Origin of the sequence: Shewanella sp. SM95, assembly GCF_025653595.1 — a bacterium.
Lineage (GTDB): Bacteria > Pseudomonadota > Gammaproteobacteria > Enterobacterales > Shewanellaceae > Shewanella > Shewanella oncorhynchi.
On sequence record NZ_JAKKSE010000006.1, the window covers coordinates 38,213 to 63,094 of the forward strand.

Genomic DNA, 24,882 nt, shown 5'->3' on the forward strand with positions numbered 1-24,882 from the left:
AAAGCGTCAACCCCGCCAGTCTAGCGTCCCAAGCTGATTGGCGTTACAGCCAACACAGTTGTAGCGCCACGCAGCAAAGGATTAAGCCCGCCCCTGCAAGGGCCTAGACTGGCCCCCTTATTTCTCCCTTTTAAGCGATTTTGGAGTCATCACATGTTAGATGCGAATTTAAAAAATCAACTGCAAACCTACCTGCAAAACCTCAAGAGACCAGTTGAACTTGTCGTGTCTGCAGATGAAAGTAGAAAGTCTCAAGAATTAAAAAGCTTAGCGCAAGACATTGTCAGCCTATCTTCTCTGGTGAGCCTGAAAGAAGTTCAGGGCGAACGCATCCCGGCGATGACAGTGATTAACCCAGAGCTTAATACGCAAATCAGCTTTGCTGGTCTGCCTATGGGTCACGAATTTACCTCACTCGTGCTGGCATTACTGCACACGGGTGGACACCCAATCAAACTCAGCGATGATATTATTGAGCAGATCCGCAATCTGCCAGGCAAATATGCCTTTGAAACTTACGTCTCACTGACCTGCCAAAACTGCCCAGACGTAGTACAGGCACTGAACATGATGGCGGCCATTAACCCGAATATCACCAACGTGATGATCGACGGTGCCCTGTTCCAAGAAGAAGTGACCAGCAAAAACATTATGGCTGTGCCTTCTGTCTACTTAAATGGCGAAGTGTTTGCAGCCGGCCGTATCAGCATTGGCGAGATCCTCAATAAACTGGATACCAATGCCGCAAGCCGTAAGGCCGATGAAATTAATGAAAAAGCGCCATTCGAAGTCTTAGTCGTCGGCGGCGGCCCAGCCGGCGCAGCAGCAGCCATTTATGCAGCACGTAAAGGACTTCGCACCGGTATTGTTGCAGACAAGTTTGGCGGACAAGTCGCTGAAACCGTCGGTATCGAGAACTTTATTTCGGTCAAAGCGACCGAAGGTCCAAAACTAGTGGCAAACCTTGAAGCCCATGTACGAGACTACGAAGTCGACATCATGGACAACCAAAAAGCTGTGTCGTTATCAACAGATGGCTTGTTCGAGCTTGAACTGGCAAGCGGCGCTAAATTACGTAGCCGTACCGTATTGTTAGCCACAGGTGCCCGCTGGCGTGAAATGAACGTCCCCGGCGAGAAAGAATACCGCGGCAAAGGCGTCGCATACTGCCCACATTGTGATGGCCCGTTATTTAAGGGCAAGCGTGTGGCGGTGATCGGCGGCGGTAACTCAGGTATCGAAGCGGCTATCGATCTTGCGAACATAGTAGAACATGTGACTGTGCTGGAATTTGATAAAACCCTGCGCGCTGACGATGTACTGCAACGTAAAGCGGCTTCTATGGGTAACATTAAAATCATTACCCAAGCCATGACCACTGAAGTGACTGGCGATGGTACTCGGGTTAATGGCCTGAACTACACAGACAGAGCCACTGGCGAGAGTCACCATGTCGCACTTGCAGGTATCTTTGTGCAGATTGGGCTAGTACCGAATGCGGAATGGTTAAAGGGCACTATCGATTTAACCCCAAGGGGCGAGATCATAGTCGATGAGCGCGGACAAACCTCAGTCCCAGGTATTTTTGCCGCAGGTGATGTCACTAACTCACCCTTCAAGCAAATTATCATTGCCATGGGCAGCGGCGCGACCGCATCACTGGGCGCATTTGATTACTTAATTCGCCACAGCGATGAAGAGACCGCCGCGACCAAAGCCGCTTAAGGCTTAACTCATCAACAGACATCAAAGCTAACGCAAAAAAATAGCCAGCATTTGCTGGCTATTTTTTTTGATGTTAACTAAGGCATTGATAAGGCTTAGCAGGCCTAATTTGCATTAGCATTTCAGGGGTATCGACCGCTTTAAATCCAAACTGGGTGTAGAGTCCATGGGCATCGCGGGTGGCTAACATTATCCGTCTTAAACCTTGTAATTCAGGATGTTCAAGAATCGCTGTTATCATCAACTTACTTAAACCTAAGCCGCGGTGCGACTCAAGTACAAACACATCGGCAAGATAGGCAAAAGTGGCTTTATCTGTGATTAAGCGGCCAAAAGCCACTTGTTGATTGTCCTTATCAAATACCCCAAAACACAGGCTATTGGCTAACGCTTTTTGTAGCAGCGCCTTTGGCATGCCCTGCGCCCAATAGCTATTACTAATAAAGCCATGAATAACCTCAAGATTCATTTCAGCTTGATCTGTACTGACTCTGTATCCTGTTTCCTGCTGCATTTTCCTTTCTCCGAAATTTTCCGTTAACGTCAGTTCAGGTGTTATTGGCACTCATAAATATCATAAATGCCATCGCTAATAACACCACTTTAGCTAACGAATACAAAGCCCCCGCTAAAGTGCCACCGCCATGATAACTAAAGGCTAAATGGCGATTGATTTCATACTTAAAGGATTTAGCTAAATAACGGTAAGCGAGAAAGTAAAACAAGGAGGCTGCGGGCCAAATCCCCATAAGTAGCATTTGCCCCTGAGCCTTAGTGGTGAGTAAAGTTGAGATAAACGGTATGCTTAAGCAGACAACATATATCCAAGCAAAACGCTTAAGTAGCTGGCGGATTTTTTTATCGGATAATGATTTCAACTTCACTCCTTGTCATCTTACATAGCTTCGATTTGCTCAACCATAAGTTGCAGCGAAAAATTGCCGCGATACTCATTCACATCGAGTTTATACACAACACGGGCATGATTAATCGTCGCATCTGGCCAAGTGTGCAAATCCACATTAAAGGCAATGGCATCGAGCATCACAGTGCCGCATTGGGTTTCGAGTACGAGCTTAAGGTGGCGCTCACCGACAAGACGTTGTTGCACTATCGTAAAGTAACCATCGAATAACGGCTCTTCGAAAGCTTGTCCCCAAGGCCCCGCATTACGCAATAACTGAGCCATTTCAAGATTCAACTCTGCAGGAGTGAGTTCGCCATCGGACCAAAGCTCGCCCGTTAACAACTCAGGTTTAAGCTGCTCACGCACCGCATCATCATAGGCTTTAGCAAATGTCGCAAAACTGCCCGCTTTGAGCGATAAACCCGCCGCCATTGCATGACCACCAAATTTGATAATCAGTCCCGGATGGCGAGTGTTCACTAACTCCAATAAGTCGCGCATATGCAAGCCTTTGATCGAACGCGCCGAGCCTTTAATTTCACCATTGCCTGCATCGGCAAAGGCAATCACGGGTCTATGGTATTTGTCTTTAATGCGCGAGGCCAAAATCCCGATCACGCCTTGATGCCAATCCTCTTGAAATAAGGCTATCCCCCAAGGCAACACGGCTTCGTTAAGCTTTAAGTGCTCTAGGCTTTTTAAGGCTTCCTGCTGCATGCCGACTTCCAGCTCACGGCGTTCTTGATTCAATCCGTCAAGCTCTGCCGCCATACGCCGCGCATACATCATGTCTTCGCAGAGTAAGGTTTCAACCCCAAGTGCCATTTCATCTAGTCGCCCTGCGGCATTCAGTCTAGGGCCCACGGCAAAACCAAAGTCAGATGCGACAATGCGCGCCGGATTTCGCTTCGCCACTTCAAGCAACGCAGTAATCCCTACACGGCAACGCCCGGCTCGCACGCGCTGTAAACCTGCTTCAACCAAAATACGATTATTGGCATCGAGTGACACCACATCGGCAACAGTGCCAAGGGCAACAATATCGAGTAGTGTGCCTAAATTAGGCTCAGCAATACCATGGGTTTGATACCAGTTTCGCGTCCGTAATTCAGCCCTTAATGCGGTCATCAAATAAAAGGCCACGCCGACACCCGCTATCGATTTACTGGCAAATGGACAGCCAGGTTGGTTAGGGTTCACTATCGCATCGGCAGCTGGTAACTCATGTCCGGGTAAATGATGGTCGGTAATCACCACTTGCATACCAAAGGCTTTGGCCGCCGCAACACCGTCAATTGATGAAATGCCATTATCAACTGTGATGAGTAGCTCAGCCTGTTTGGAGGCCGCAACTGCAACAATTTCAGGGCTTAAGCCGTAGCCGTAATCGAAGCGATTGGGGATCAAATAATCCACTTTCACCGCGCCCATCATCCGCAGCGCCAACATACACACACTGGTCGATGTGGCGCCGTCGGCGTCAAAGTCACCCACGATCAAAATCGAATTATTCGCCTGCATTGCATCGGCGATAAGCGCCGCGGCTTCGGGTAAGCCTTTCATGGTTTCAGGTCTTAATAGACCCTTAAGGACAAGCTCGCATTCGTGGGTTAGCGCACCACGGCGAGCGTAAAGCTGTTTCAATAGCGGCGAAAGATGAGCGGGTAAATGGCTATCATCAACGGTTGGGCGACGGACTATCTTATGGATCAAGGGACTCAAACTCTCATGAAATCGTGGCAATAAGATAACAAAAAGGTGAGCCTTAAGCTCACCTTTCGTGGGATAAATTTTACATTTTAGGCTGTTACTGACGTGCCTCTAAGGTGCGTAATAAGTCTTCAGGCGGTTGATAACCAGGGATCATATTGCCATCTTCTAATACGATTGCAGGCGTACCATTAACACCAAAGGTTGTGCCTAAAGCATATTGCTCAGCAATTTTAGCATCACATGTTGCCGCGGCAACTTTGCTGCCCGCTTTAGCATCAGTCATAGCTTTTAATGGATCTTTAGCACACCAGATAGCTTGCATCTCGTCGGCATTAGCTGACGGCACACCCGCTCGCGGGAAAGCTAAGTAACGCACTGTGATACCAAGTTTATTGTAGTCAGACATTTGGCTATGCAGTTTACGGCAATATCCACAGCTAACATCGGTAAATACAGTGACCACGTGTTTTTCGTTTTTCGCTTTATAGACAAGCATATTCTCTTCAAGCGGCTTCATCATTTCTAAACGCGGACCCGCTAATGCGGCTTCGGTTAAGTTTTTCATGCCCTTATCGATATCATACACACTACCGTGGAATAGTTTTGAACCATCACGGCTAATATAGAGCACGCCGCGGTTAGTCATGGCTTGATACAAGCCCTCAATTGGTGAGTCCTGCATAGAAATGACTTCAACATCTAACATCTCACCGAGTTTTTGCTTAATCGCAGCGGTATTGGGAGACGTCGCAGTGGCAGCGCTGGCAAGTGGTGCAACTAGGAGGGCAAAAACTAAGGATAATGCTGGGGTCAACTTCATGGGACATCCTATAAATTGTGTCGCTACAACGAGATATTGGGGCCGTTCTAACTCGAGATATTCAATAGACCCTGTATAGGGGCAAAAAGTTACAGACAAGCCGCGCGGAAAGCAAATTTATGCTGTAACTAAATCCTTTTTTAGCCTCTAGGATGATGCTGTTGATGCAATTCCTGCAATCTTGCCCGTGCGACATGGGTATAAATCTGTGTCGTCGACAAGTCGCTGTGACCTAATAACAGTTGGACAACCCGCAGATCGGCACCGTGATTGAGCAAATGAGTGGCAAAAGCATGTCGTAAAGTGTGCGGTGATAATGCAGTTTCAATCCCCGCACGCAGAGCATAAAGTTTAATCCGATGCCAAAAAGTTTGCCGCGTCATCATCTGCCCGCGTTTCGACGGAAATACCACATCAGATTGTTTATTACCGAGCAACTCTTGGCGAGCAAATTTCATGTAGCCCTCCACTTCGGTAATAGCCAATTCCCCCAGCGGCACAAGACGCTCTTTGCCACCCTTGCCCACAATACGTACTAAGCCTTGGCGCAAACTCATTTGCTCCATGGTCAAGCCGACAAGTTCACTCACCCTGAGGCCAGTTGCATACAAAAGCTCTAGCATTGCCTTGTCACGGCATTCGACGGCATCATCCACATTGGGCTCAGACAGTAAACGGTCAACCTGCGACTCACTCAGAGAATCCGGCAAATGACGCGTTAACTTAGGCGACTCGACTAAGGCCATAGGATCGGCTGAAATTTGCTTAGTCTGCACCAAATAAGTATAGAAACGCCGTAAGCTGCTGAGCAGCCGAGCGCTACTGGTACGCGCAAAATTCTGCTCAACTCTAAAGGCCAGATATGCCCTAACATCGGCCTGAGAAACCGCGAGTAACGTCACGCCTTGCTGACCTTGATAACGATCAAAATGGCGTAGATCGGTACGATAGGCCGATAGCGTGTTATCACTCAGTCCCTTGCTTGACCAAAGATCATCAAGAAAAGCATCGATAAGTGGATCTGGCATATAGGTTTTAGGCACAAATACTCCATAAAAAAACGGCGTAATCAAATGATACGCCGTTGATATTAATTTAAATATGTCTAAGCCTGCATAAGCTTAACTGAGTTAAGCATAAAGACGAGAACTAGAATGCAAAGCCTAGGCTGCAGCCGTTTGACCACGGCCACGACCGAATACTAAACACAGTGCAATCGTCGCAATGGTCGGCAATAACCAAGCCATACCTTCTTCATAGAGTGGCAGCTTAGATAACACTGGAGACATAACATTCACTATATGGATAAAAACCTGTGCTAAGCCATTCATGGCTTGACCATCAGCGTCAGTCAAACTTTTCGCTGCCACTTTAAGACCATCGAAGATGCCGAAAAACAGTGCCACGCTCAGTACTGCACGATGTGCAAACTGTGGATTCGCAAAATAAGCGGTCAGGAAAGTCACAACCACAAGAGCAATAGCCACAGGATAAATCGTCATTAATACGGGAATACTAATAGCAATCAACTGACTTAGGCCCACGTTCGCAATCACAGCGCATATCAAGCTTAAAAAGATCACCAGGAAACGGTAAGACAGTTTAGGCATCAGCTCATTAAAGAACTCAGAACACGCACTCACCAGCCCAACCGCAGTGGTTAAACAAGCTAAAGTCACGACTGATGACAACAAGACTGAGCCTAGTTCCCCAAACTCGCGGGTCACGTAATTTGTTAATATTTCGCCGCCATTTTTAGTGCCGATAGCGATATCGCCGGCGGTTGCACCTAAAAAGAACAAGGACACATACACAAAAGTTAAACCAGCGGCGGCAATAAAGGCTGCACGGATTAGATACTTAGTTTGATCACTGGGTTGGTCAATGCCCTTTTTACGCAGGATATCAATAATCAACATACCAAACATCAAGGATGCTAACGTATCCATAGTGTTATAGCCTTCTAAAATACCTTTGGTCAGCGGATGCTGTTGGTAATCCCCCATTGCTTGGCCCACTTCGGATGCAGGTAAAAACAGCACTGAAACGGCTAATCCGACCAACAAAATCAATAAAATAGGCGTTAATACTTTACCTACGCTATCGAGCAACTTACCAGGGAAAAGCGCCAGCAACATAGTGACAGCGAAGAAACCTAATGTGTATAGCAGTTGCGTCAGGTTTAATTCCAAACTGCCCAGCAAAAACGTTGCCGTAGTGTCATCGATAAATGGCTTAGCGCCAATCTCGTAAGCCACTAATCCCGTACGCGGCGCAGCAAAAGCAGGGCCGATAATAATGTAAATCGCGACGGCCAATGTCGTTGCTGCAAATACTGGCAGCATAGCCATAACCTTACCTTGAGCCTTAGCGACAGCAATCAGTCCAACTAAAGGTAAACCTACGGCGGTAATCAAAAAACCCAACATGGCGAGGGGCATATTTTCGCCCGCTAACATACCCGCGAATGGTGGAAAAATTAGGTTTCCCGCACCTAAAAAGAACGCAAAGGTCATAAAACCTAAGCCTAATGTATCTCCGATACTCATCTGATTGTCTTGCACTGGAAGCCCCATCTTGTCTTATTGTTTTTTTACAAACTTAAGTGATTATGTGTCGATTAGCCATAGCTAAAACAAAGCCCATCCGGAGTGCAAATCTATGTTTACACAATTCCGTGGTAAATATGTTCGATATCTGCCGAGTTTATAAACGATGGCGAACGTTTATGTAGCCTAACTGACGACTAATTCACCAACAAACTCGTTTACCTATCCGTTAATCTTAAAAGTGATTAAAAATGGGGGCGAAACTAATACCAGACTTAAAGCATCAATACAAGACAACAAGTCCGTTCAGGCAAAAAAAGCTAAATAATGCTAATTAACTGCTAATAAAAGGTTTCTAAGGCAATAAATTAAAGCGTTAATTAAGTGAAATTAGTATTACCACGTAAAATAGTAAATGATTTGGCGACACAAATTCATACAGCTAGGACAGATGCGACTGTTTAAAAACATTAGCTAAAAACGAGGGCTAGAATTAGAATATTGCGCGCCCAATATTGGGCCTAAATCACTTTAGAACGGCAAAATTAACTCCCCATGGCATTCACTTTTAAACAATTTCATATCGATGACATGAATTGCGGCATGGCCGTAGGCACAGACAGCGTCGTCCTTGGGGCATGGGCACAACTGACCACCGCGAAATCAATCTTAGATATAGGCGCAGGCAGCGGCTTACTCAGTTTAATGGCAGCTCAGCGCAGTCAAGCACATATCACCAGTGTCGAATTAGACACCAATGCCGCCCATGCTTGCCAACATAACTTCCACAATAGTCCTTGGGCTAATCGACTGACCTTAGTTAATTGCAGCATCCAAGACTTTTGCCAACAAACTGAGTATCAAGAGTATTTTGATCACATAATTTGTAATCCCCCCTATTTTGAGCAAGGCACGCAAGCGATACAATCCCAGCGCGCTATGGCCCGCCACACAGATAGCTTAAGCTTTACCGCACTACTCGATGCCATTCATGTGTGCCTAGCACCACAAGGAAAAGCAAGCCTCATATTACCAATGCAGAGTATGGCGCGTTTCGACGAAATACTAACGCACTCTCAGCTCAATTTGATTGAAATAACCAACCTTATCAGCATTGTAGGGAAAAGCGCTAATCGAGTACTCTGCGTGCTCGCCCACAAGACTCATCCACAAATGGCTCCAAAGCTCAGTGATATCACTATTCGTGAAAGTTCAGGCCAATACACACAAACCATGGTGCAATTGGTTCGAGATTTTTACCTTAAATACTGATATCGAGTCCAATCCTGACACATTAAGTAAAGCTCGCTAAGTTTGGCAAATTTAACGAAAGGTCCAATTTCTCACAAATTAAATGCTAATACATTGACCTAAAAGTAATTAACTTATGCCAATTACCATAAAACTTTACTGACACAGAAGATAAACACAGGAGATCTAGATAAGTTATTTAAGTTAACCGCCATAACCTTTATAATGCTTCGCTATTATCCGTCGAGACGCTGCGCATGCAATTTGAAGATTTCCAGCTTGACCCTAGCTTATTAGAGTCGCTTAATGCCATGGGGCATCATTCACCCACTACGATTCAGCAAGAAACGATTCCTTACGCCTTAGAGCAAAGAGATATTCTTGCGCGCGCCCCGACAGGAACAGGTAAAACAGCGAGCTTTTTACTGCCATCGCTACAACATTTGATCGACTTCCCCCGTCGTTTTGCGGGACAAGCAAGGGTGCTAATCCTCACGCCAACCCGTGAGTTAGCTAGCCAAATCCACCGTTATGCGAGTCACCTAGCCACAGGCCAAGGTTTAGATATTGCTATCGTTACTGGCGGCGTTCCTTATGGACCACAGGAAGAAGCCTTAGCAGGCAACGTCGATATTCTGGTCGCGACCCCAGGCCGCCTGATGGAATATTTAGACAAAGGCAATTTCAACGCCCAAGAAGTCGATATCTTAATTATCGACGAAGCCGATCGCATGTTAGACATGGGCTTCTCTTCTGTGGTGCAAGCCATTGCTATTGAGGCCCAAGGCCGCAAACAGAACATGCTGTTCTCTGCCACCTTAGAAGGCGGCGGTGTACAACGTTTTGCCCGTGAAGTGTTAAACGACCCGATTGAAATCGATGTTGAAGCCCCTCGCAGTGAAAAAGCCAAGATCCACCAATGGATCCACTTAGCCGATGATAAAGAGCATAAATTTGCGCTGTTGTGTCATCTGCTACGCCAAGAAGATGTCAAACGGACTATCGTATTTGTGAAAACCCGCGACATCGTTTCTAGCCTAGAAGGCCAGTTACTTAAAGTCGGTATTCCTTGCGCCTTTATGCGTGGCGATATGGAACAGAAGAAACGCTTCCAAGCCTTGAGTCGCTTTACTAAAGGTGAAGTCAATGTCCTGTTGGCGACCGATGTGGCTGCACGCGGTATCGATATCGACGATATCACTCATGTGATCAACTTCGATATGCCACGTTCTGCCGACACTTATATCCACCGCATTGGCCGTACTGGCCGCGCTGGCGCAAAAGGTACCGCGATTTCGCTTGCCGAAGCCCACGACATGCGTATCGTTGGTAAAATCGAGCGTTATATCGAGCAACCGTTGAAACGCCGCGTGATCGAAGAGCTACGTCCAAAGAATAAAGAAGCGCGCACACCGGGTAAGAAAAAAGCCAAAGTGAAAGCGAAAGAAGCTGCGAAGAAAACGAGCAAGAAAGAAGCGGCAAAGAAAGCGAGTAAAATCGCCCGTAAGAAAAAGTAACACCCGCTTAAACTTACCAAACTAAAGCCGCTATATGCGGCTTTTTTATTACCAAAATATAACTTACGTGGGTGATTTTACTAAAAATATCCTGCTATGTTTAATTATATAGAATGAAATGCGGCGGATTTAGAGCGGTTAACCCCAATGCGTATTCATTCTTATTTCAATATATTCCAATCACCTAAATGAACCTTTCATCACCTTTCTGCTCTAATTTTCGCCCAAATATCGATGCACGATGCGCATATCTGTCACGGCATCACTTTTAGAAACATTTAATTTACAAAAATAAATTTATTGGCGTGGCCGACTCTGCTACTTTAACCCCATTACGCGATTAGCATGGATTTAACCATTATATGATGAAGACCCTACTGAGGAGACTGTCTCCTTTTCTTATTCTGCTGCTGTTTGTCTTTGGCGCAGCCTTATTAATGCAAACGAAGGAGGCGCCAGAACAAAAACCTGAAGAGATGCCCATTCCTATCGTTGATGTCACGCAAGTGACTCAGCAAACAGTATCGCTAAACTTACCTTCCTACGGCGTGGTTACCCCAAAGTATAAAACCCAACTCGTGACCGAAGTTCAAGGCAGAATGCTCACTATCTCCCCTCATTTTGTTGCAGGTGGCATAGTCAAGAAAGGCGACCAATTAGCACAAATCGAGCCCTCAGATTACGAGGCTGACTTAATGCAAGCCGAAGCGACGCTGGCCCAAGCCACCGCCGCACTGAACGAAGAAATAGCCCGTGGTGAAGTCGCTAAAATCGAATTCAAAGGCTACGACAAGGGCTTGCCCCCTGAGTTAGGTCTACGTATCCCGCAACTCAAAAAAGAACAAGCTAACGTAAAATATGCGCAGGCAGCACTGGCGCGTGCCCAACGTAACCTTGAGCGCACAGTTATTCGCGCGCCCTTTGATGGCATAATCAAAGTTAGAAATGTCGATTTAGGGCAATACGTTAGCTTAGGCACTAATCTAGGTGAGCTCTACGATACTAGCGTTGCCGAAATCCGCTTACCCATTTCTAATGATGATTTAGCCTATTTAGAGTCTGTCGACAATCCCGATACCCAAGTCACGCTTAGCGCCTCTTTGGCGGGCAAAGAAAATACTTGGGAAGGCAATATTATCCGCAGTGAAGGTGTTATCGATGCCGAAAATCGCATGGTGTATTTAGTCGCAGAAATCAAAGATCCCTATCTGCGCGCGAATAAAGTGTCAGGTAGCTTACCACTTAAATACGGCAGCTTCGTCAATGCAGTCATCAAAGGTCGCACTGTCGATGGCATAGTCAAATTGCCCCGCCATGTGGTTCGTAACGACCAAGTCGCGCTAGTCAACGACAAAAATATCATTGAAATGCGCCAAGTAAATGTAGTTCGTAGTGATTTAGAAAATGTGTTCATCAAAGACAGTCTAAAAACGGGCGAACGCGTCGCTACGACCCACTTCAACAGTATGGCAAATGGGCAAATGGTCAAAATCTTAGGTGAAGCGGCATTGCCTACTGAGACACCAAAAGAAAATACTCCTGAATCGAGTCTTGCGGCCGCTGGAGTTAAATAATGGACACTCAAAAAGGGATCTTAGCTTGGTTCGCCCGCAACAGTGTGGCCGCGAACTTATTAATGTGTGTTCTACTCATCGGCGGCCTGTTCAGCAGTATTTTGATTAATAAAGAGGTTTTTCCTTCTTTCGAACTCAATTTATTAAATATTTCCGTCGCCTATCCAGGTGCGGCGCCACAGGAAATCGAAGAAGGCATCAACATCAAGATTGAAGAAGCCATCCAAGATATCAACGGCATCAAGAAAGTGACTTCTGTGGCTAGCGAAGGCGTTGGCTCGATTACCGTTGAAGTTGAAGACGGTTACGAAGTGCAGACCATTCTCGATGAAGCCAAACTGCGGTTAGATGCAATTTCAACCTTCCCAGTGAACATCGAAAAACCGAATATCTCTCAAATCAAACCTGAGAATAACGTCATTTGGGTGTCTGTTTATGGCGATATGACACTCCATGATATGAAAGAATTGGCTAAATCGGTTCGTGACGATTTAACCCAACTCCCCGCGGTAACCCGTGCGAAAGTCACAGGGGTGCGCGATTATGAAATCGGTATTGAAGTTTCTGAGAATAAGTTACGAGAGTACGGCTTGACCTTCTCACAAGTCGCATTAGCAGTGCAAAACTCCTCCTTAGACTTACCAGGTGGCTCTATTCGTGCTCAAGATGGCGATATTCTATTGCGCACCAAAGGCCAAGCCTACACGGGCGATGACTTTGCCAATATAGTCGTCACAACTCGCGCAGACGGTAGCCGTGTGATGCTGCCACAAGTGGCGACCATCAAAGATGATTTTGAAGAACGTTTGGAATATACCCGCTTTAACGGCAAACCCGCTGCGATTATTGAAGTCACCAGCATTGATGATCAAAACGCCTTAGACATTGCAGACCAAGTTAAACAGTACGTAGAGCAGCGCCGCGCCACACTGCCAGCTAACGCTCAACTCGATACTTGGGGTGATATGACCCACTATCTCCAGGGCCGCTTAGACATGATGATGTCGAACATGTTTTACGGTGCCTTGTTGGTGTTTATCATCTTAGCCATGTTCCTCGATCTGAAGTTAGCATTTTGGGTCATGATGGGGATACCCGTGTGTTTCCTCGGCACTATGTTGGTCATGCCGCTCGAACCTTTCTCCATGACGATCAACATGTTGACCCTATTCGCCTTTATCTTAGTGCTCGGAATAGTGGTGGATGATGCCATTGTCATCGGTGAGAGTGCCTACACAGAGGTCGAACGCCACGGTCACTCGGTTGAGAACGTGATCCGTGGCGCGCAAAAAGTGGCGATGCCCGCGACCTTCGGGGTCTTAACCACAATTGCGGCATTTATTCCCATGTTAATGGTTTCTGGCCCTATGGGGATTATCTGGAAATCCATCGGTATGGTGGTCATCCTCTGTTTAGCCTTCTCACTGGTAGAGTCTAAATTCATTCTGCCAGCGCATTTAGCGCACATGAAGTTTAAAAAACCTGGCGCACCAAAGGGATTCTTTGGCCACCTAAAAGCCAATTTTAACGACAGAGTGCAATATTTTATTCACCACAGTTATCGCAACTTTCTCGAGCGCTGTATCAAACACAGATACAACGTGGTCGCGGCCTTTATCGGTGTATTGATTCTGTCGATTGCCTTAGTCGCCAGTGGCAAAGTGCGCTGGGTATTTTTCCCTGACATTCCCTCAGACTTTATTCAAGTTGAGCTTGAAATGGATGAAGGCAGCTCCGAAGGTAACACCTTAAAAGTGGTACAGAGCATAGAAGAAGCCCTGTACAAGATGAACGAAAAAATGGAGAAAGATAACGGTTATCAAGTGGTGAAGCACAGCTTTATCAATATGAGCTCCCGTACCTCTGCCTTCATTTTTGCCGAACTGACGAAAGGGGAAGACCGTGAAGTCGATGGCGTGACGATTGCTGCCGCATGGCGTGAACAATTGCCCGAGCTTTTGTCGGTAAAAAAACTCAGCTTTAACGCGAGCACCAACGATGCTGGCGGCGATATTTCCTTCAGACTGACCTCAAGTGACCTCGATGAGCTGTCCGCAGCCTCTAAAGAGTTGAAGCAAAAACTCGCCAGCTATGAAGGCGTGTACGATATTGCCGACAACTTCTCCTCGGGCAGCCATGAAATTCGCCTGAAGATACGTCCAGAGGCAGAAGCCCTAGGCTTGACCCTTTCCGATTTAGCCCGCCAAGTGCGTTACGGTTTCTATGGTTATGAAGCCCAACGTATTTTACGTAATAAAGAAGAAATCAAGGTAATGGTGCGCTATCCATTAGAGCAGCGCCGCACTGTGGGTTATCTTGAAAATATGCTGATCCGCACGCCAACGGGCACTTCGGTTCCCTTCTCGACCGTGGCACAAATTGAGAAAGGCGAATCCTACGCCTCAATTACCCGTGTTGACGGCAAGCGAGCGATTACCATCACGGCAAATGCCAACAAAAACATCGTTGAACCTTCAAAAGTAGTGCAAGAAATCCAAAAAGATTACCTGCCACAATTGCAGGCCAAGTACCCTAAAATCCAAACTGCACTGGACGGTGGCAGTTTGGATGAACAGAATGCCATGGTCGGTTTGATGCAAGGCTTCTTCTTTGCGCTGTTCACCATTTATGCTTTGATGGCCGTGCCACTTAAATCCTACAGTCAGCCGTTAATCATCATGTCTGTGATCCCCTTCGGGATTATCGGCGCTCTGTTTGGTCACTTAATTCAGGGACTCGCGATGAGCGTGTTAAGTCTCTGCGGCATAGTGGCATTAGCAGGTGTGGTGGTGAACGACTCCTTGATTTTGGTGGACTTTGTGAACCGTGCGCGGGAGCAAGGGCAATCGGTCAGGCAGGCGGCGGTCGATTCAGGCTGTTATCGTTTTAGGGCGATCATCCTGACGTCACTCACCACCTTCGTCGGCTTAGTGCCTATTATTCTCGAACGTAGTTTGCAGGCGCAAATTGTGATCCCTATGGCGACATCCCTCGCCTTCGGTATCCTGTTCTCGACCGTTGTGACGCTAATTTTAGTGCCCTTGCTGTACATCATACTCGACGACATTAAGCGCACTAGCAGCCGCTTCTTCCATTGGTGGTGGCAGCCTAAAAAAGACCATGAAGTGGACTTTACACCTGAGCATTTAGAGCCGCTGGTCCCCACTGACTATAAAAAAGACTATCTATAGGAAGTTAACTAGAAGCAGTTAATCAATGTCTTGAACCTTAAAAAGAGAGCTTAGGCTCTCTTTTTAATCCTCAGTGCGAGTCAATAACCTCTCAATCATCTATGCCATTTTGAGTCTGCTGCGAGTGGCTTGAGCTTTCAAGTTGCGATCTAGTTGACAGTTATCGCATCAGGCTTTCGCTACACTGTGTTTAAGTCGTCAGCTATCGTTAAAATGAAACCCATCATTATGTCTGAGCATCTGCACAAGCAAAATATTGATAAACCACAAGTTGTCACCACAGAAACCCTAGCGAACGGTCACATAACAGATGAAGTTTGCACAAATGAAACCTGTGCGACTGAAACGCTTGTCTATGATATTCGTCGCAGTCGCTACCTTAATATTACGGGTCGCTGCACCCTGCGCTGCGCGTTTTGTCCAAAACATAATGGCAGTAAACAGATCCACGAATATCAACTGGCATTGTGTCACCAACCTAAGCCCGAAGAAATTATTCCACTGCTTGGCGATGTTAAAGACTTCGAAGAATATGTGTTTTGTGGCTATGGCGAACCGACCTTAAATCTTCCAACTTTGCTGGCGGTGGCGAAAGAAATTAAACAAAGAGGCGGGCGAATACGCATTAATACCGATGGTTTAGGTAATTTAGTCCATAGGCGCAATATTTTGCCAGAACTGGCTAACTGCGTTGATAGTTTATCCATTTCCCTTAATGCGGATAATGAAGCCGCCTATATGGAACATTGTCGCCCCAAACTCGCCGGTTCTTATGCCGCCGTACATGCTTTCATCGCATTAGCGCCACACTATATTGAAACGGTACAAGTTTCGGCCATCGAAGGATTAGCGGGTGTTGATATTGACATCTGTCGTGAACAAGTTGAGTCCTACGGCTGCGAATTCAAGCATCGCATATTAGGTGCCTTAGGCTAAACGGCATTCTAATACAGCCAAAATCGACTGAAATACCCAAGCAGATAACACTGTCGATTACGTGAGTGGTACATGTGTGAATCGTCTTAACTTTTACTCAAGGAATCTTGCTGAGTAACTTGGCACTGTCGTAACAATTCTTTCGTGTTAACATAGCGAAATTAACAGTTCACCCACTCATAATCGGTTCATGCTGAAGAATAACCCAAGCACGTATCCCGCTGCGCCACTGCTCTCTTTAACTCAAGGGATCTATTGGTCGCATCAACGCTTACTCGCTATTGCAAGCCAGCTTTCTATGCTGGTGATTGGCATGATTATTTTAACTCACTTAATCATTACGTTAGGTGAACGACGCCTGCAAGAAGAGTGGGCAACGCAAAGATACAGTGAACTGCAAACCATAGGCTCATTGATCGCAGATAAAGTGTCTTTTCAGCAATTTCGAACCCAAATTTTCGCCAATGGGGAACTGCTAAAACAATACTTAAGCAATCCTACCGCCAAGCAACAACTTAAATTGCAGGAAAACTGGCAAGATCTAGTAAAACATATTCCTGAGTTACTCGGCATTGCACTGTACGATCCCCAAGGTAACTATAAATTCTCAACTCCCCCTAATTTCAATAAAGATGCCTTACCACCGACCTTACTTGGAGCGAGTCGGAGCATGGGTGGCAAAGAAGTTTATACCTCACCGCTGGAATTTGTTCCGATAGACGGCATGCTTGAACCTTATATGTATCAAATGGCGTGGCTCGAGAAGCCCGATCAGAGTTCTATCGGTTATCTGGTGACGTACAACTCTATGGTAAAAATGCTGGAGGCCATAAAACCAGCCTTTTCGAGCAATAAGTCCCCTATGTTAGTGCTTGATACTCAAGGATTACTCTATGCTGGCGCGAGCGATCTCGCCCCTCTAAGCAATATGCCAGAGACCTTAGGAGCAAGTTTAAGACAGAGCTATCCGGCCCTGTGGCGCGATATGTCCATGAGCAACTTTGGACAATTCCACGGTGAAGAAGCCACTTATGTTTACCTTAAAATCGAACTAACTGCCCAACCTGAGACTCACAGAGAATATTTTTTACTCTCCTATGTGCGCAACTCAGACATAGCTGCTCGTTTCTCACAATGGCAAAACATTGTCATTGTGGCATCGTTAATATTAACGGTTTTAGCCGCTTGGGTTGTACTACTCAGCCACATGTATCGCTTACAACAGCGTTCACGCCAATACAGTATTGATGTTGCTAATGGCTTATTTAATAGTGACATCGGCTTTATGATGGTAAACGAAAATGCCAGAGTCATCAGTGCCAATACTAAAGCGGCACAAGCGACCTTAGTACCATTAGATGAACTGACAGACCGAAGCCTACAGCGTACCTTATGCCTCGATGATAAAACCTACACGGAGTTAATGGAGCAGGTACATAAAACCGGTCAATGGTCTGGTGAAATCAGTCTAGAGAGTATCGATGGCCCTACTTTACGCGTTCATATCCGCCAAGCACCAAGGGCGAGCCGAGGCTCACCACATCTATTAATCACCCTTGAGGACATCAGTGAGTTAATCAGCAGCAAACAAAATGCTTTTCTCAGTGAGCTTTTATGCGATAACACAGTCGCGACAGCCCTCACAGATGCTAACGGTAAACTGATTAAAATCAATCCTGTATTCGATGCGTTAATGCAACTCAATGGCGATTTAAATCAAGATTTAGCGTCATTACTCGCGAATGATTTAGGCAATCAATGGCAGAGGATCAGCGCCCAAATTGCCATGCAAGGTCAGTGGCAAGGGCAAATTCTATGCTCACCTAAACAGGCGCATTCCAATTGTTTGCAAGCCACCTTGAAGGGCCATGTGGCCGTTGATGGTGAGATTGATTATATCGTCTGCACTTTAGAGCAAGCCGCCGAGCGTGGTCGAGGCACAGAGAAGCGTAACCTTGTGCCCCATCGCAGTACTATTCTGCTGAATTTGGCAGATTTAGAACGTTACTTTAACTCTCTGCCGACACCAAGCCGTCTCAGCTCAAGCTTACTGTTAATGGATATCAATCCAGAGGGCATGCTAAGCCACATGAGTGATATCGACCAACTGGCAAATCGTCAGCAAGAAATAGAAGTGCAATTATTGCTTGAAATTCCAGCTAATTATCAAATTCTGCATTGGCAGCTAGGGAAGCTCATTGTGATGTTACCTGACACAGACGCCACCCATGCGCACAACTTTGCCCTCAATATGATGGAAAAGCTCAATGGTAATGGCTTAGGGGAAGGTATTAGTATTGGTATTGCGGGTTATCAAGAAGGCCAGACATTAGAGCAATATTTGAATAATGCCGAAGTCGCCCTAAAACGGGCGAAGCAAAATAACGATCAGAATATCGGTCAAGCCTTTACTCGTCATCAATCGTAGATTCGGGTGCATTAACTGAGTCAGGCAACTGACTCTGGGTAATTTCTATGATTGCCGAGCGGTTCATGGTGATTTTATAGCGAATATACTGCGGGGCTTCGCGCCCATCACGCAACACTAAAATAAGGTTGACTTGATAGCGCCGCTCAACCGATTCATAACTAATTTTGCCTTCAACTTCCTTATAAATCTTCGCTTTACCCCGTTCTAAATAACGGGCGAAAGGCACTAAGCTAAAGCTCACTTGCTCTTGAATAGTCGAATATCCCGCTTGGAATTCACTCTGATTCACCTTAGTGGCGATTTTATAGTGCAGAATTTCCGCATCGACCTTATTTTGGCTATGTCTGTGCTTTAGAATGTCACTGACTTTTTCGGGTAGATCTTGCTGACGCATAAACTCAAGCCATACCAACTGCTTAGCGATAACCGCCTGACTCGTAGTATCCCGTAAAATGCGGCTCCAACGTGGTCGACCCCGCTGAATAAATCGCCACATGGCATTGCGCACATCGTCCTTAAAGATTTCCCTGAAACCGTAGATCACGGCTAAGGTCAGCACTAGCGCAATAGTAAAACCACTAAAGGCGCCCTGCGCTTGAATTATCAACGCAGACACCACCAACATCACTAACGCGGTTGCCAGTCCTGTCGTAAACTTTTTAAGGCCAATCCCTAAAGGCTTTAACTCTTCTTTGAGTACCACACCTTGTTGAATTAAACGGCGCAATAACAACATCTTATTAGAGATACGGTTAGGATCTTGCTTAGTTTGAGCTGAGTTGTACTTATGCTCATCACGATAGGCACATTCATTACGGCAGAGCGTGAGTACCCGCTCTAAAATATCGTTGAAATCACTGGTACGAGTGGCATAAGCGAGCACTTTGAGTAACTGCTGCTCACAAAACCAAGACAAGTAGTTATCAGCATTTTCAAAGTAAGATTTCCATTTGGGATCACCTGGTTCGTTACGACGAAACTTTTTCAGCAACTGGGCAATTTGTTCGCGTAATTCGTCGAGGGCAAAATAAAAATGGGTTACATCTGTGATTTGATTGAGTTCTTTAACATCGTTTTCAACCGCAACCGCAAACTGATAGGCGAAGAGATTTAGGTACAACCTGAACTCTTCAACAGTACGGCGGTTTAAACTGGCAAAACGCCCCTGCACCAGAGGTAAGTGCAAGCCTTCTGAATAGTATGAGCGACGTCCAACTATTGAGCTGTAGTAGTACTCTTCTTCATTGAGCGTGCGCGAGCCTATGCCCATTTCCTTAGGTAAAAAGAAATAGAGATCAAGCTGACGATTATCGCCCTTTTCCATCTGATGGCTGAACTTAATCGACAGGGATTCTTCTTGCTTTACACGTATCTTAGACACAACACCCTTTTCATGAATCCCTCACTGGAGACTCACCACAGTAATCACAAATCAATGAGCACTAATCTTAACTGAAATAAACTCAAATTCACTGATTAAATTCGACTATTTACGATTCTGCATCCACAAATGGTATTGCTAGGCTGAAAAAGGACCACGGCATAATCTTTGGTGTCATCCATATCTAACACCTCGATACTGAGATTGTGCATTTCCGAGTCATTAAAATGTAAGCTGCTGATATAGGATAGATATTTCATATGTTCTGGCCAATTTTTTTGCTTTTCAATTTCAGATTCCGTTTTCGTTTTAACGGTAACTTTATAGGTCATGCTATTGGCCTCAATACTGTCGACTTTGCCTTGCATTAAAATATTGCCCGCACTCGTACCGTCAATATTAAAGTAACGATAATTGATCTGCGTATTGTCAGCGGCAATCAAAACATCCACGAGTAGGTAAAATTTACCGTCACTGCTAACACTCGCGCTGCCGCTAGGATTGGCACTAGAATGGCGGTCGAATAATTCAGAGCTGCAATTTAAAATCATCGTCTGATTGGTAGCCGACTGTTTGTATATCACACCGCAGGCCATAATCAATGCCGACAAGATAACAATATTAATTGTCCACTTTAGCCATTTAGCCACAGATGTTAACCTCCTGCAGCCAAGCAGCATCGATGAAGGTTTTCGGTCGAGTGAAATCACTGATTTTAATATTACGGATCACTGACTGACCGAGTTTTTCGCCTCGAAAAGTAATATTAAGCACTTGTTTATCATGGGATAAAGAAGCATAGACATCAGCCCAATCACTTTGACCGCAGGCGATTAATCCTGCACTTAAGCGCTCACCTAATTCGAAGAGTAAAGTGTTATTAGTATTGGAATCAGCAAATAAGTGTAATCGTACTTGCTGGCCAGAAGCCAAAGGTAATATTGAGGTCATAAGTGCTTGGGTTGGCTTGCTGTGATCCGTATGATTCAAATAAAACACCGAAAACGCTAACATAAACCCGAATAATACTAAGGCACTCCACAAAGGCACTGTATGCAATCTGAGGTAATTAACACCTCTAAACTCAGTCCCATTAGATGGTTGGAGTAAATAACCTTGGCCTTTCACGGTTTCAATCAAGCCCTCATATTGAGGTCCAAGAAAGCTGCGAAGCATAAAAACAGCACGGGCCACAGAGGTATCAGTTAGCGGCGGATGCTTTCCATCCCCCGTCTTCAGCATGTGCTTAGAAACCAACTTACCTTGATGCTCAACAAGCAAATTAAGCACTTGTAACTCGGCTCGAGGAAGATGCCAAGATTCATCGCGAGACAACTCAATCAGTATGCCTCGTTCCCGATCAAACCTGCAGTCTCCCAATTGCATCAACATCCACTCAACTCCATAAAAACACAAAGTTAAGTCTATGCAAACTAACTAATGATTAATGTGATCTTGCTAACCCAAGTCAGCAAATAGTTAATTTTCGTGAGACGACCCCCAAGTTCAGCGCTATTAGGCAAAAACATGCGTTAACTCACAGGAATAAATGCCATTTAGCACATGGGAAATTCGGCATAAATTTACATAAATATAATAAATATCGGGACGATGAGCACCTTGCAATCTGTTTAGTTAATTAAAATGCAGAATTTAAGTCGGTTAATTCTATTGTAGTGACGCTATTTACCGCTCATGTAAAAGGCAAATATCCTCCGGCGTAAATCACAATATTTATCTCAAGCATGCTTAGAATTTACGCCATCAATTTATCTTTAGCATTTGATAAATAGAAGTAATCCTACATAGAGGAAATACATAATGAGCATAAATAGACGTCAAGCATTAACCCGTATTATTGGTATTAGCACCGCTGCGGCAGGTGCAACACTCATGGGAACATCGGTTCTCGCGGCAACGAATGCCGATGGTCAATATCAATTAGCGATAGGTGAGAAACTTAAATACGTTCCACTTGATACAATGGCAACAGCAAAACTAGCCTATGAAACGGGTGGTGGTTGTATGCACCAAGTTTTTCATGCCGTTGTGACTATGCTAGCCCAATCTAATAGTACCGATGCAGACAAGTTCAAAACAATCCCAACGGCATTAGCCGCCTATGGTTTTGCAGGGGTAATGGGCCAAGGCACACTCTGCGGTAATCTTAATGCGATAGGCATGTTAGTGAATATTTTAGATGACATTAATGGTCACAATAACGCCGTGATAGCCAATACCTTCCGCTACTACGAAAATACAACGCTCCCTTTATCTTCACCTGAATTTGTTACTGGTATTGGCTCGACAGCAGAAAAAACGGCTCTTGTGGGCAGTTCATCAAAAGCCAAGAGCGTGTTATGTCACTCATCTATCAGTAACTGGTCAAAGGCTTCTGGCTTACCATTCGCGAAAAAAGGTGAACGCTGTTACCGCTTATCCGCGTCTATGGCTTATTACTTAGTCGATGTATTAAATCGTGCCTATCAAGGGGAGAATATCGGCGCCCTTGTTGGTAGTAAACCAACACCAGATGCACAAGATTGCCAAACTTGTCACGGTAGTACTAGCACACTAGGCTCTGCGGCAAGTGTAAAAACAGACATGGAATGCACCACTTGCCATACAGGGCATTTCAATTAAGGAGACTGTGATGAAATACCCATTACTCACATTGACCCTCGCGACATTAATGCTCGTAGGATGTGGCAGTGACAGCAATAACACTGAGCCAGAAACTCCGCAGCCACCTCCCGTCGAAAATGCAGTAAACATTGATGAAGCAACGCAGATAAATCTCAAGCTTGAGCAATTTGACTCGAGTACAGGGACAATTCAATTTTCACTGACGGATGCGCAACAAGAAGCGATCACTGCGGCAAAAACCTATGATATTTACTATTTTGGGTTCCCCGACAAAGCCAAGGAATCCTCGAATCCGAAGGCATGGAAACACTGGCATGTTACCCAAAATTATCGTTGCCAAAGTCTTGGAGAATGCAGCGGTAAATTAACCGAAGTCACAAGCGGTCAATATCAATTTGAGATAGCTGGCTTAGATTGGGCTCAGCAGGATCCAAGTGGTTCAGTGGCACAAATTAAAGTCGCGATTCAGATCTACGGTGAAAAAGCCAATAACGAGCTGGATTTAATCCAAGTTCTACCGCAATAATCCTTCCCATGACATATCCAAACAAATAGAGGCATCCATCGGATGCCTCTATTTTATTCATTGATATCTAGACGTTATGCGATTGAATTTTGTTAGCTCGATGTTGTTCGCTAAATAATTCGCGATATTATCCGCTACAAAACGACTCGCAAACGTCAATACAGCCCAAATGATGAATGCTCAGTACTTTTATTTAGAACATCGCGGCATTGAGCCACATATGTACTAAAATGCTCGCGATATAACCCAGCGCAATGACAGGTGTCCAACGCAAATGGGCACCAAAGGTGTAAATCCCCCTAGCTTGTCCCATTAACGCGACCCCTGCAGCACTGCCAATTGACAATAAACTGCCCCCAACTCCTGCGGTTAACGTTACCAGTAACCATTGGCCTAAGGCCATCTCAGGGTTCATCGTCAATACAGCAAACATCACCGGAATATTATCAACAACCGAAGACAACAGACCGATAGCCACGTTGGCATAGGTCGTATCCCAATTGGAATACAAAGCCTCAGATACTAAGCTCAAGTACCCCATAAAGCCAAGGCCACCCACACATAGCACTACACCATAAAAGAACAACAGGGTATCCCATTCAGCGCGGGAGATCCTGCTAAACACATCGAAGGGCACCACACTACCAAGCTGCTGAAGACGCTGCTCGTCCTGACGCAATTCAGCCTTTGCACGTTCGCGGGCAACGGAACGATTGAAGGTTTTACGCAGATAAAAACCAAAGAATTGTAAGAAACCTAATCCCGTCATCATACCCAATACAGGCGGCATACCTAAGAAGGAATGAGCACACACTGCCGTAGCGATTGTGAGTAAAAACAACGCAACAATTCGCTTAGCACCCGGCTTAGTATAAACATGCTCTTTTTCTGGCTCTGGCACGAAATGTGGAATAAACACACTCATAATGGCAGCGGGTAATGCAAAGTTCACTAAAGCAGGAATAAACAGATGGAAGAAATCGCTAAAGTGCACTAATCCTTTTTGCCACACCATTAAGGTCGTGATATCACCAAACGGGCTAAACGCGCCACCCGCATTAGCCGCAACAACAATGTTGATACAGGCTAGGGTGATAAACTTGCGTTGCCCTGCCCCCACCTTCATCACCACGGCACACATCAATAGCGCAGTCGTTAAATTATCTGCCACGGGTGAGATAAAGAACGCCATAAACCCCGTCAACCAAAATACGGTTCTTAGACTAAACCCACGGCCGACAAGCCAACCACGAATGGCATCAAACAAATTTCGCTCTTCCATAGCATTGATATAAGTCATCGCCACGAGTAAGAAGAGTAGAAGCTCTGCATATTCAAGCAAGTTATGTTTGAATGCCGCTTCCGACACTTCAGACATACCATTTTGTACATACACAAAACCTATCATGCCCCAGATAATCCCTGCCGCGACCAGCACAGGTTTCGACTTGCGTAAATGTAACGACTCCTCAGCCATCACCATTATGTATGCAAGTACAAACACAAAGACGGCAACATAACCCACACTCGAGGCGGTTAAATTAAGCCGTTCTATCCCTTCTGTCATAGCCCATGCTGCAGGTGAGAATCCGCTCAATATTGCAACGCAGAATAGACTCCATAACGCCATTCCACTGCCTTTAAACAACCGCTGTAATTTCATTAAAGTTCATCTCTACGTAGGAAATTAGTCGAAAATTACCATAGCTTCGGCA

The 24,882-nt window shown here is 45.5% G+C and carries 19 protein-coding genes; 9 read left to right on the plus strand and 10 right to left on the minus strand.

Features of this window, described 5'->3' with window-relative positions; translation table 11 throughout:
* The first annotated feature begins 153 nt into the window (after window positions 1-153).
* The gene (gene ahpF / locus L5M29_RS09125; protein ID WP_113939822.1) at window positions 154-1,725 is read left to right on the plus strand and encodes an alkyl hydroperoxide reductase subunit F; all 1,572 of its coding nucleotides are present in this window, start codon (window positions 154-156) and stop codon (window positions 1,723-1,725) included.
* Between the two features lie 73 nt (window positions 1,726-1,798).
* Here ahpF and L5M29_RS09130 read toward each other — a convergent pair whose 3' ends face one another.
* The 6 genes from L5M29_RS09130 to brnQ form a co-directional block, all read right to left on the minus strand.
* Window positions 1,799-2,239: a GNAT family N-acetyltransferase gene (locus L5M29_RS09130; RefSeq protein ID WP_263167456.1), complete on the minus strand. Its 441-nt coding sequence runs from the start codon at window positions 2,237-2,239 to the stop codon at window positions 1,799-1,801.
* Between the two features lie 34 nt (window positions 2,240-2,273).
* Window positions 2,274-2,603: a hypothetical protein gene (locus L5M29_RS09135; protein ID WP_113939820.1), complete on the minus strand. Its 330-nt coding sequence runs from the start codon at window positions 2,601-2,603 to the stop codon at window positions 2,274-2,276.
* 17 nt (window positions 2,604-2,620) lie between these two features.
* Window positions 2,621-4,345, minus strand: a complete 1,725-nt coding sequence (gene recJ / locus L5M29_RS09140; RefSeq protein WP_263167457.1) for a single-stranded-DNA-specific exonuclease RecJ — start codon at window positions 4,343-4,345, stop codon at window positions 2,621-2,623.
* 94 nt (window positions 4,346-4,439) lie between these two features.
* The gene (dsbC, locus tag L5M29_RS09145) at window positions 4,440-5,165 is read right to left on the minus strand and encodes a bifunctional protein-disulfide isomerase/oxidoreductase DsbC (protein WP_263167459.1); all 726 of its coding nucleotides are present in this window, start codon (window positions 5,163-5,165) and stop codon (window positions 4,440-4,442) included.
* 140 nt (window positions 5,166-5,305) lie between these two features.
* Window positions 5,306-6,208 (minus strand): site-specific tyrosine recombinase XerD, encoded by a 903-nt coding sequence (gene xerD, locus L5M29_RS09150; RefSeq protein WP_105250086.1) that lies wholly within the window; start codon window positions 6,206-6,208, stop codon window positions 5,306-5,308.
* Between the two features lie 120 nt (window positions 6,209-6,328).
* Window positions 6,329-7,741, minus strand: coding sequence for a branched-chain amino acid transport system II carrier protein (gene brnQ, locus L5M29_RS09155; protein WP_263167461.1), 1,413 nt, complete (start codon window positions 7,739-7,741; stop codon window positions 6,329-6,331).
* Between the two features lie 528 nt (window positions 7,742-8,269).
* On the opposite strand from brnQ, the gene L5M29_RS09160 reads away from it, so the two are divergent.
* The 6 genes from L5M29_RS09160 to L5M29_RS09185 all read left to right on the plus strand — a co-directional run bounded on the left by L5M29_RS09160 (window position 8,270) and on the right by L5M29_RS09185 (window position 18,611).
* Window positions 8,270-8,986: a tRNA1(Val) (adenine(37)-N6)-methyltransferase gene (locus L5M29_RS09160; RefSeq protein ID WP_263167463.1), complete on the plus strand. Its 717-nt coding sequence runs from the start codon at window positions 8,270-8,272 to the stop codon at window positions 8,984-8,986.
* Between the two features lie 236 nt (window positions 8,987-9,222).
* The gene (srmB, locus tag L5M29_RS09165) at window positions 9,223-10,482 is read left to right on the plus strand and encodes an ATP-dependent RNA helicase SrmB (RefSeq protein WP_105250089.1); all 1,260 of its coding nucleotides are present in this window, start codon (window positions 9,223-9,225) and stop codon (window positions 10,480-10,482) included.
* Window positions 10,483-10,844: 362 nt separating this feature from the next.
* Window positions 10,845-12,056, plus strand: coding sequence for an efflux RND transporter periplasmic adaptor subunit (locus tag L5M29_RS09170; protein ID WP_263167466.1), 1,212 nt, complete (start codon window positions 10,845-10,847; stop codon window positions 12,054-12,056).
* Window positions 12,056-15,247: an efflux RND transporter permease subunit gene (locus tag L5M29_RS09175; protein WP_263167467.1), complete on the plus strand. Its 3,192-nt coding sequence runs from the start codon at window positions 12,056-12,058 to the stop codon at window positions 15,245-15,247. The genes L5M29_RS09170 and L5M29_RS09175 overlap by 1 nt, the downstream gene beginning before the upstream one ends.
* 228 nt (window positions 15,248-15,475) lie before the next feature.
* Window positions 15,476-16,183 carry a TatD family nuclease-associated radical SAM protein gene (locus L5M29_RS09180; RefSeq protein ID WP_263167470.1) on the plus strand — a complete coding sequence of 236 codons (708 nt, stop codon included), beginning with the start codon at window positions 15,476-15,478 and terminating at the stop codon, window positions 16,181-16,183.
* Between the two features lie 190 nt (window positions 16,184-16,373).
* Window positions 16,374-18,611 carry a PAS domain-containing protein gene (locus tag L5M29_RS09185; RefSeq protein ID WP_263167471.1) on the plus strand — a complete coding sequence of 746 codons (2,238 nt, stop codon included), beginning with the start codon at window positions 16,374-16,376 and terminating at the stop codon, window positions 18,609-18,611.
* Here the strand turns inward: L5M29_RS09185 and L5M29_RS09190 are convergent.
* The 3 genes from L5M29_RS09190 to L5M29_RS09200 form a co-directional block, all read right to left on the minus strand.
* Window positions 18,592-19,995: a hypothetical protein gene (locus L5M29_RS09190; protein WP_028761621.1), complete on the minus strand. Its 1,404-nt coding sequence runs from the start codon at window positions 19,993-19,995 to the stop codon at window positions 18,592-18,594. The two genes, L5M29_RS09185 and L5M29_RS09190, sit on opposite strands and share 20 nt — an antisense overlap.
* Window positions 19,996-20,090: 95 nt before the next feature.
* A complete protein-coding gene (locus L5M29_RS09195; RefSeq protein ID WP_105250091.1) occupies window positions 20,091-20,645 on the minus strand; it encodes a hypothetical protein in 555 nt (184 codons plus the stop codon).
* Entirely contained in the window at window positions 20,638-21,387 is a 750-nt protein-coding gene (locus L5M29_RS09200) for a transcriptional regulator (protein WP_105250092.1), read from the minus strand. The genes L5M29_RS09195 and L5M29_RS09200 overlap by 8 nt, the downstream gene beginning before the upstream one ends.
* A gap of 429 nt (window positions 21,388-21,816) precedes the next feature.
* Between L5M29_RS09200 and L5M29_RS09205 the strand changes: the two genes are divergently transcribed.
* Together L5M29_RS09205 and L5M29_RS09210 are read left to right on the plus strand one after the other, a co-directional pair.
* Window positions 21,817-22,638 carry a cytochrome c3 family protein gene (locus tag L5M29_RS09205; protein ID WP_263167472.1) on the plus strand — a complete coding sequence of 274 codons (822 nt, stop codon included), beginning with the start codon at window positions 21,817-21,819 and terminating at the stop codon, window positions 22,636-22,638.
* A gap of 10 nt (window positions 22,639-22,648) precedes the next feature.
* A complete protein-coding gene (locus L5M29_RS09210; protein ID WP_263167474.1) occupies window positions 22,649-23,167 on the plus strand; it encodes a hypothetical protein in 519 nt (172 codons plus the stop codon).
* Window positions 23,168-23,360: 193 nt separating this feature from the next.
* Here L5M29_RS09210 and nhaD read toward each other — a convergent pair whose 3' ends face one another.
* A complete protein-coding gene (nhaD, locus tag L5M29_RS09215) occupies window positions 23,361-24,830 on the minus strand; it encodes a sodium:proton antiporter NhaD (protein WP_173246601.1) in 1,470 nt (489 codons plus the stop codon).
* Window positions 24,831-24,882 lie beyond the last annotated feature (52 nt).

Excerpts from the sequence above, each read along its gene's own strand:
- L5M29_RS09130 (WP_263167456.1), bottom strand. The coding sequence starts at position 2,239 with ATGCAGCAGGAAACAGGATACAGAGTCAGTACAGATCAAGCTGAAATG.
- L5M29_RS09200 (WP_105250092.1), bottom strand. The coding sequence starts at position 21,387 with ATGTTGATGCAATTGGGAGACTGCAGGTTTGATCGGGAACGAGGCATA.
- L5M29_RS09170 (WP_263167466.1), top strand. The coding sequence starts at position 10,845 with ATGATGAAGACCCTACTGAGGAGACTGTCTCCTTTTCTTATTCTGCTG.
- L5M29_RS09185 (WP_263167471.1), top strand. The coding sequence starts at position 16,374 with ATGCTGAAGAATAACCCAAGCACGTATCCCGCTGCGCCACTGCTCTCT.
- L5M29_RS09180 (WP_263167470.1), top strand. The coding sequence starts at position 15,476 with ATGTCTGAGCATCTGCACAAGCAAAATATTGATAAACCACAAGTTGTC.
- nhaD (WP_173246601.1), bottom strand. The coding sequence starts at position 24,830 with ATGAAATTACAGCGGTTGTTTAAAGGCAGTGGAATGGCGTTATGGAGT.
- L5M29_RS09205 (WP_263167472.1), top strand. The coding sequence starts at position 21,817 with ATGAGCATAAATAGACGTCAAGCATTAACCCGTATTATTGGTATTAGC.
- ahpF (WP_113939822.1), top strand. The coding sequence starts at position 154 with ATGTTAGATGCGAATTTAAAAAATCAACTGCAAACCTACCTGCAAAAC.
- dsbC (WP_263167459.1), bottom strand. The coding sequence starts at position 5,165 with ATGAAGTTGACCCCAGCATTATCCTTAGTTTTTGCCCTCCTAGTTGCA.
- L5M29_RS09210 (WP_263167474.1), top strand. The coding sequence starts at position 22,649 with ATGAAATACCCATTACTCACATTGACCCTCGCGACATTAATGCTCGTA.
- L5M29_RS09160 (WP_263167463.1), top strand. The coding sequence starts at position 8,270 with ATGGCATTCACTTTTAAACAATTTCATATCGATGACATGAATTGCGGC.
- L5M29_RS09175 (WP_263167467.1), top strand. The coding sequence starts at position 12,056 with ATGGACACTCAAAAAGGGATCTTAGCTTGGTTCGCCCGCAACAGTGTG.
- brnQ (WP_263167461.1), bottom strand. The coding sequence starts at position 7,741 with ATGGGGCTTCCAGTGCAAGACAATCAGATGAGTATCGGAGATACATTA.
- srmB (WP_105250089.1), top strand. The coding sequence starts at position 9,223 with ATGCAATTTGAAGATTTCCAGCTTGACCCTAGCTTATTAGAGTCGCTT.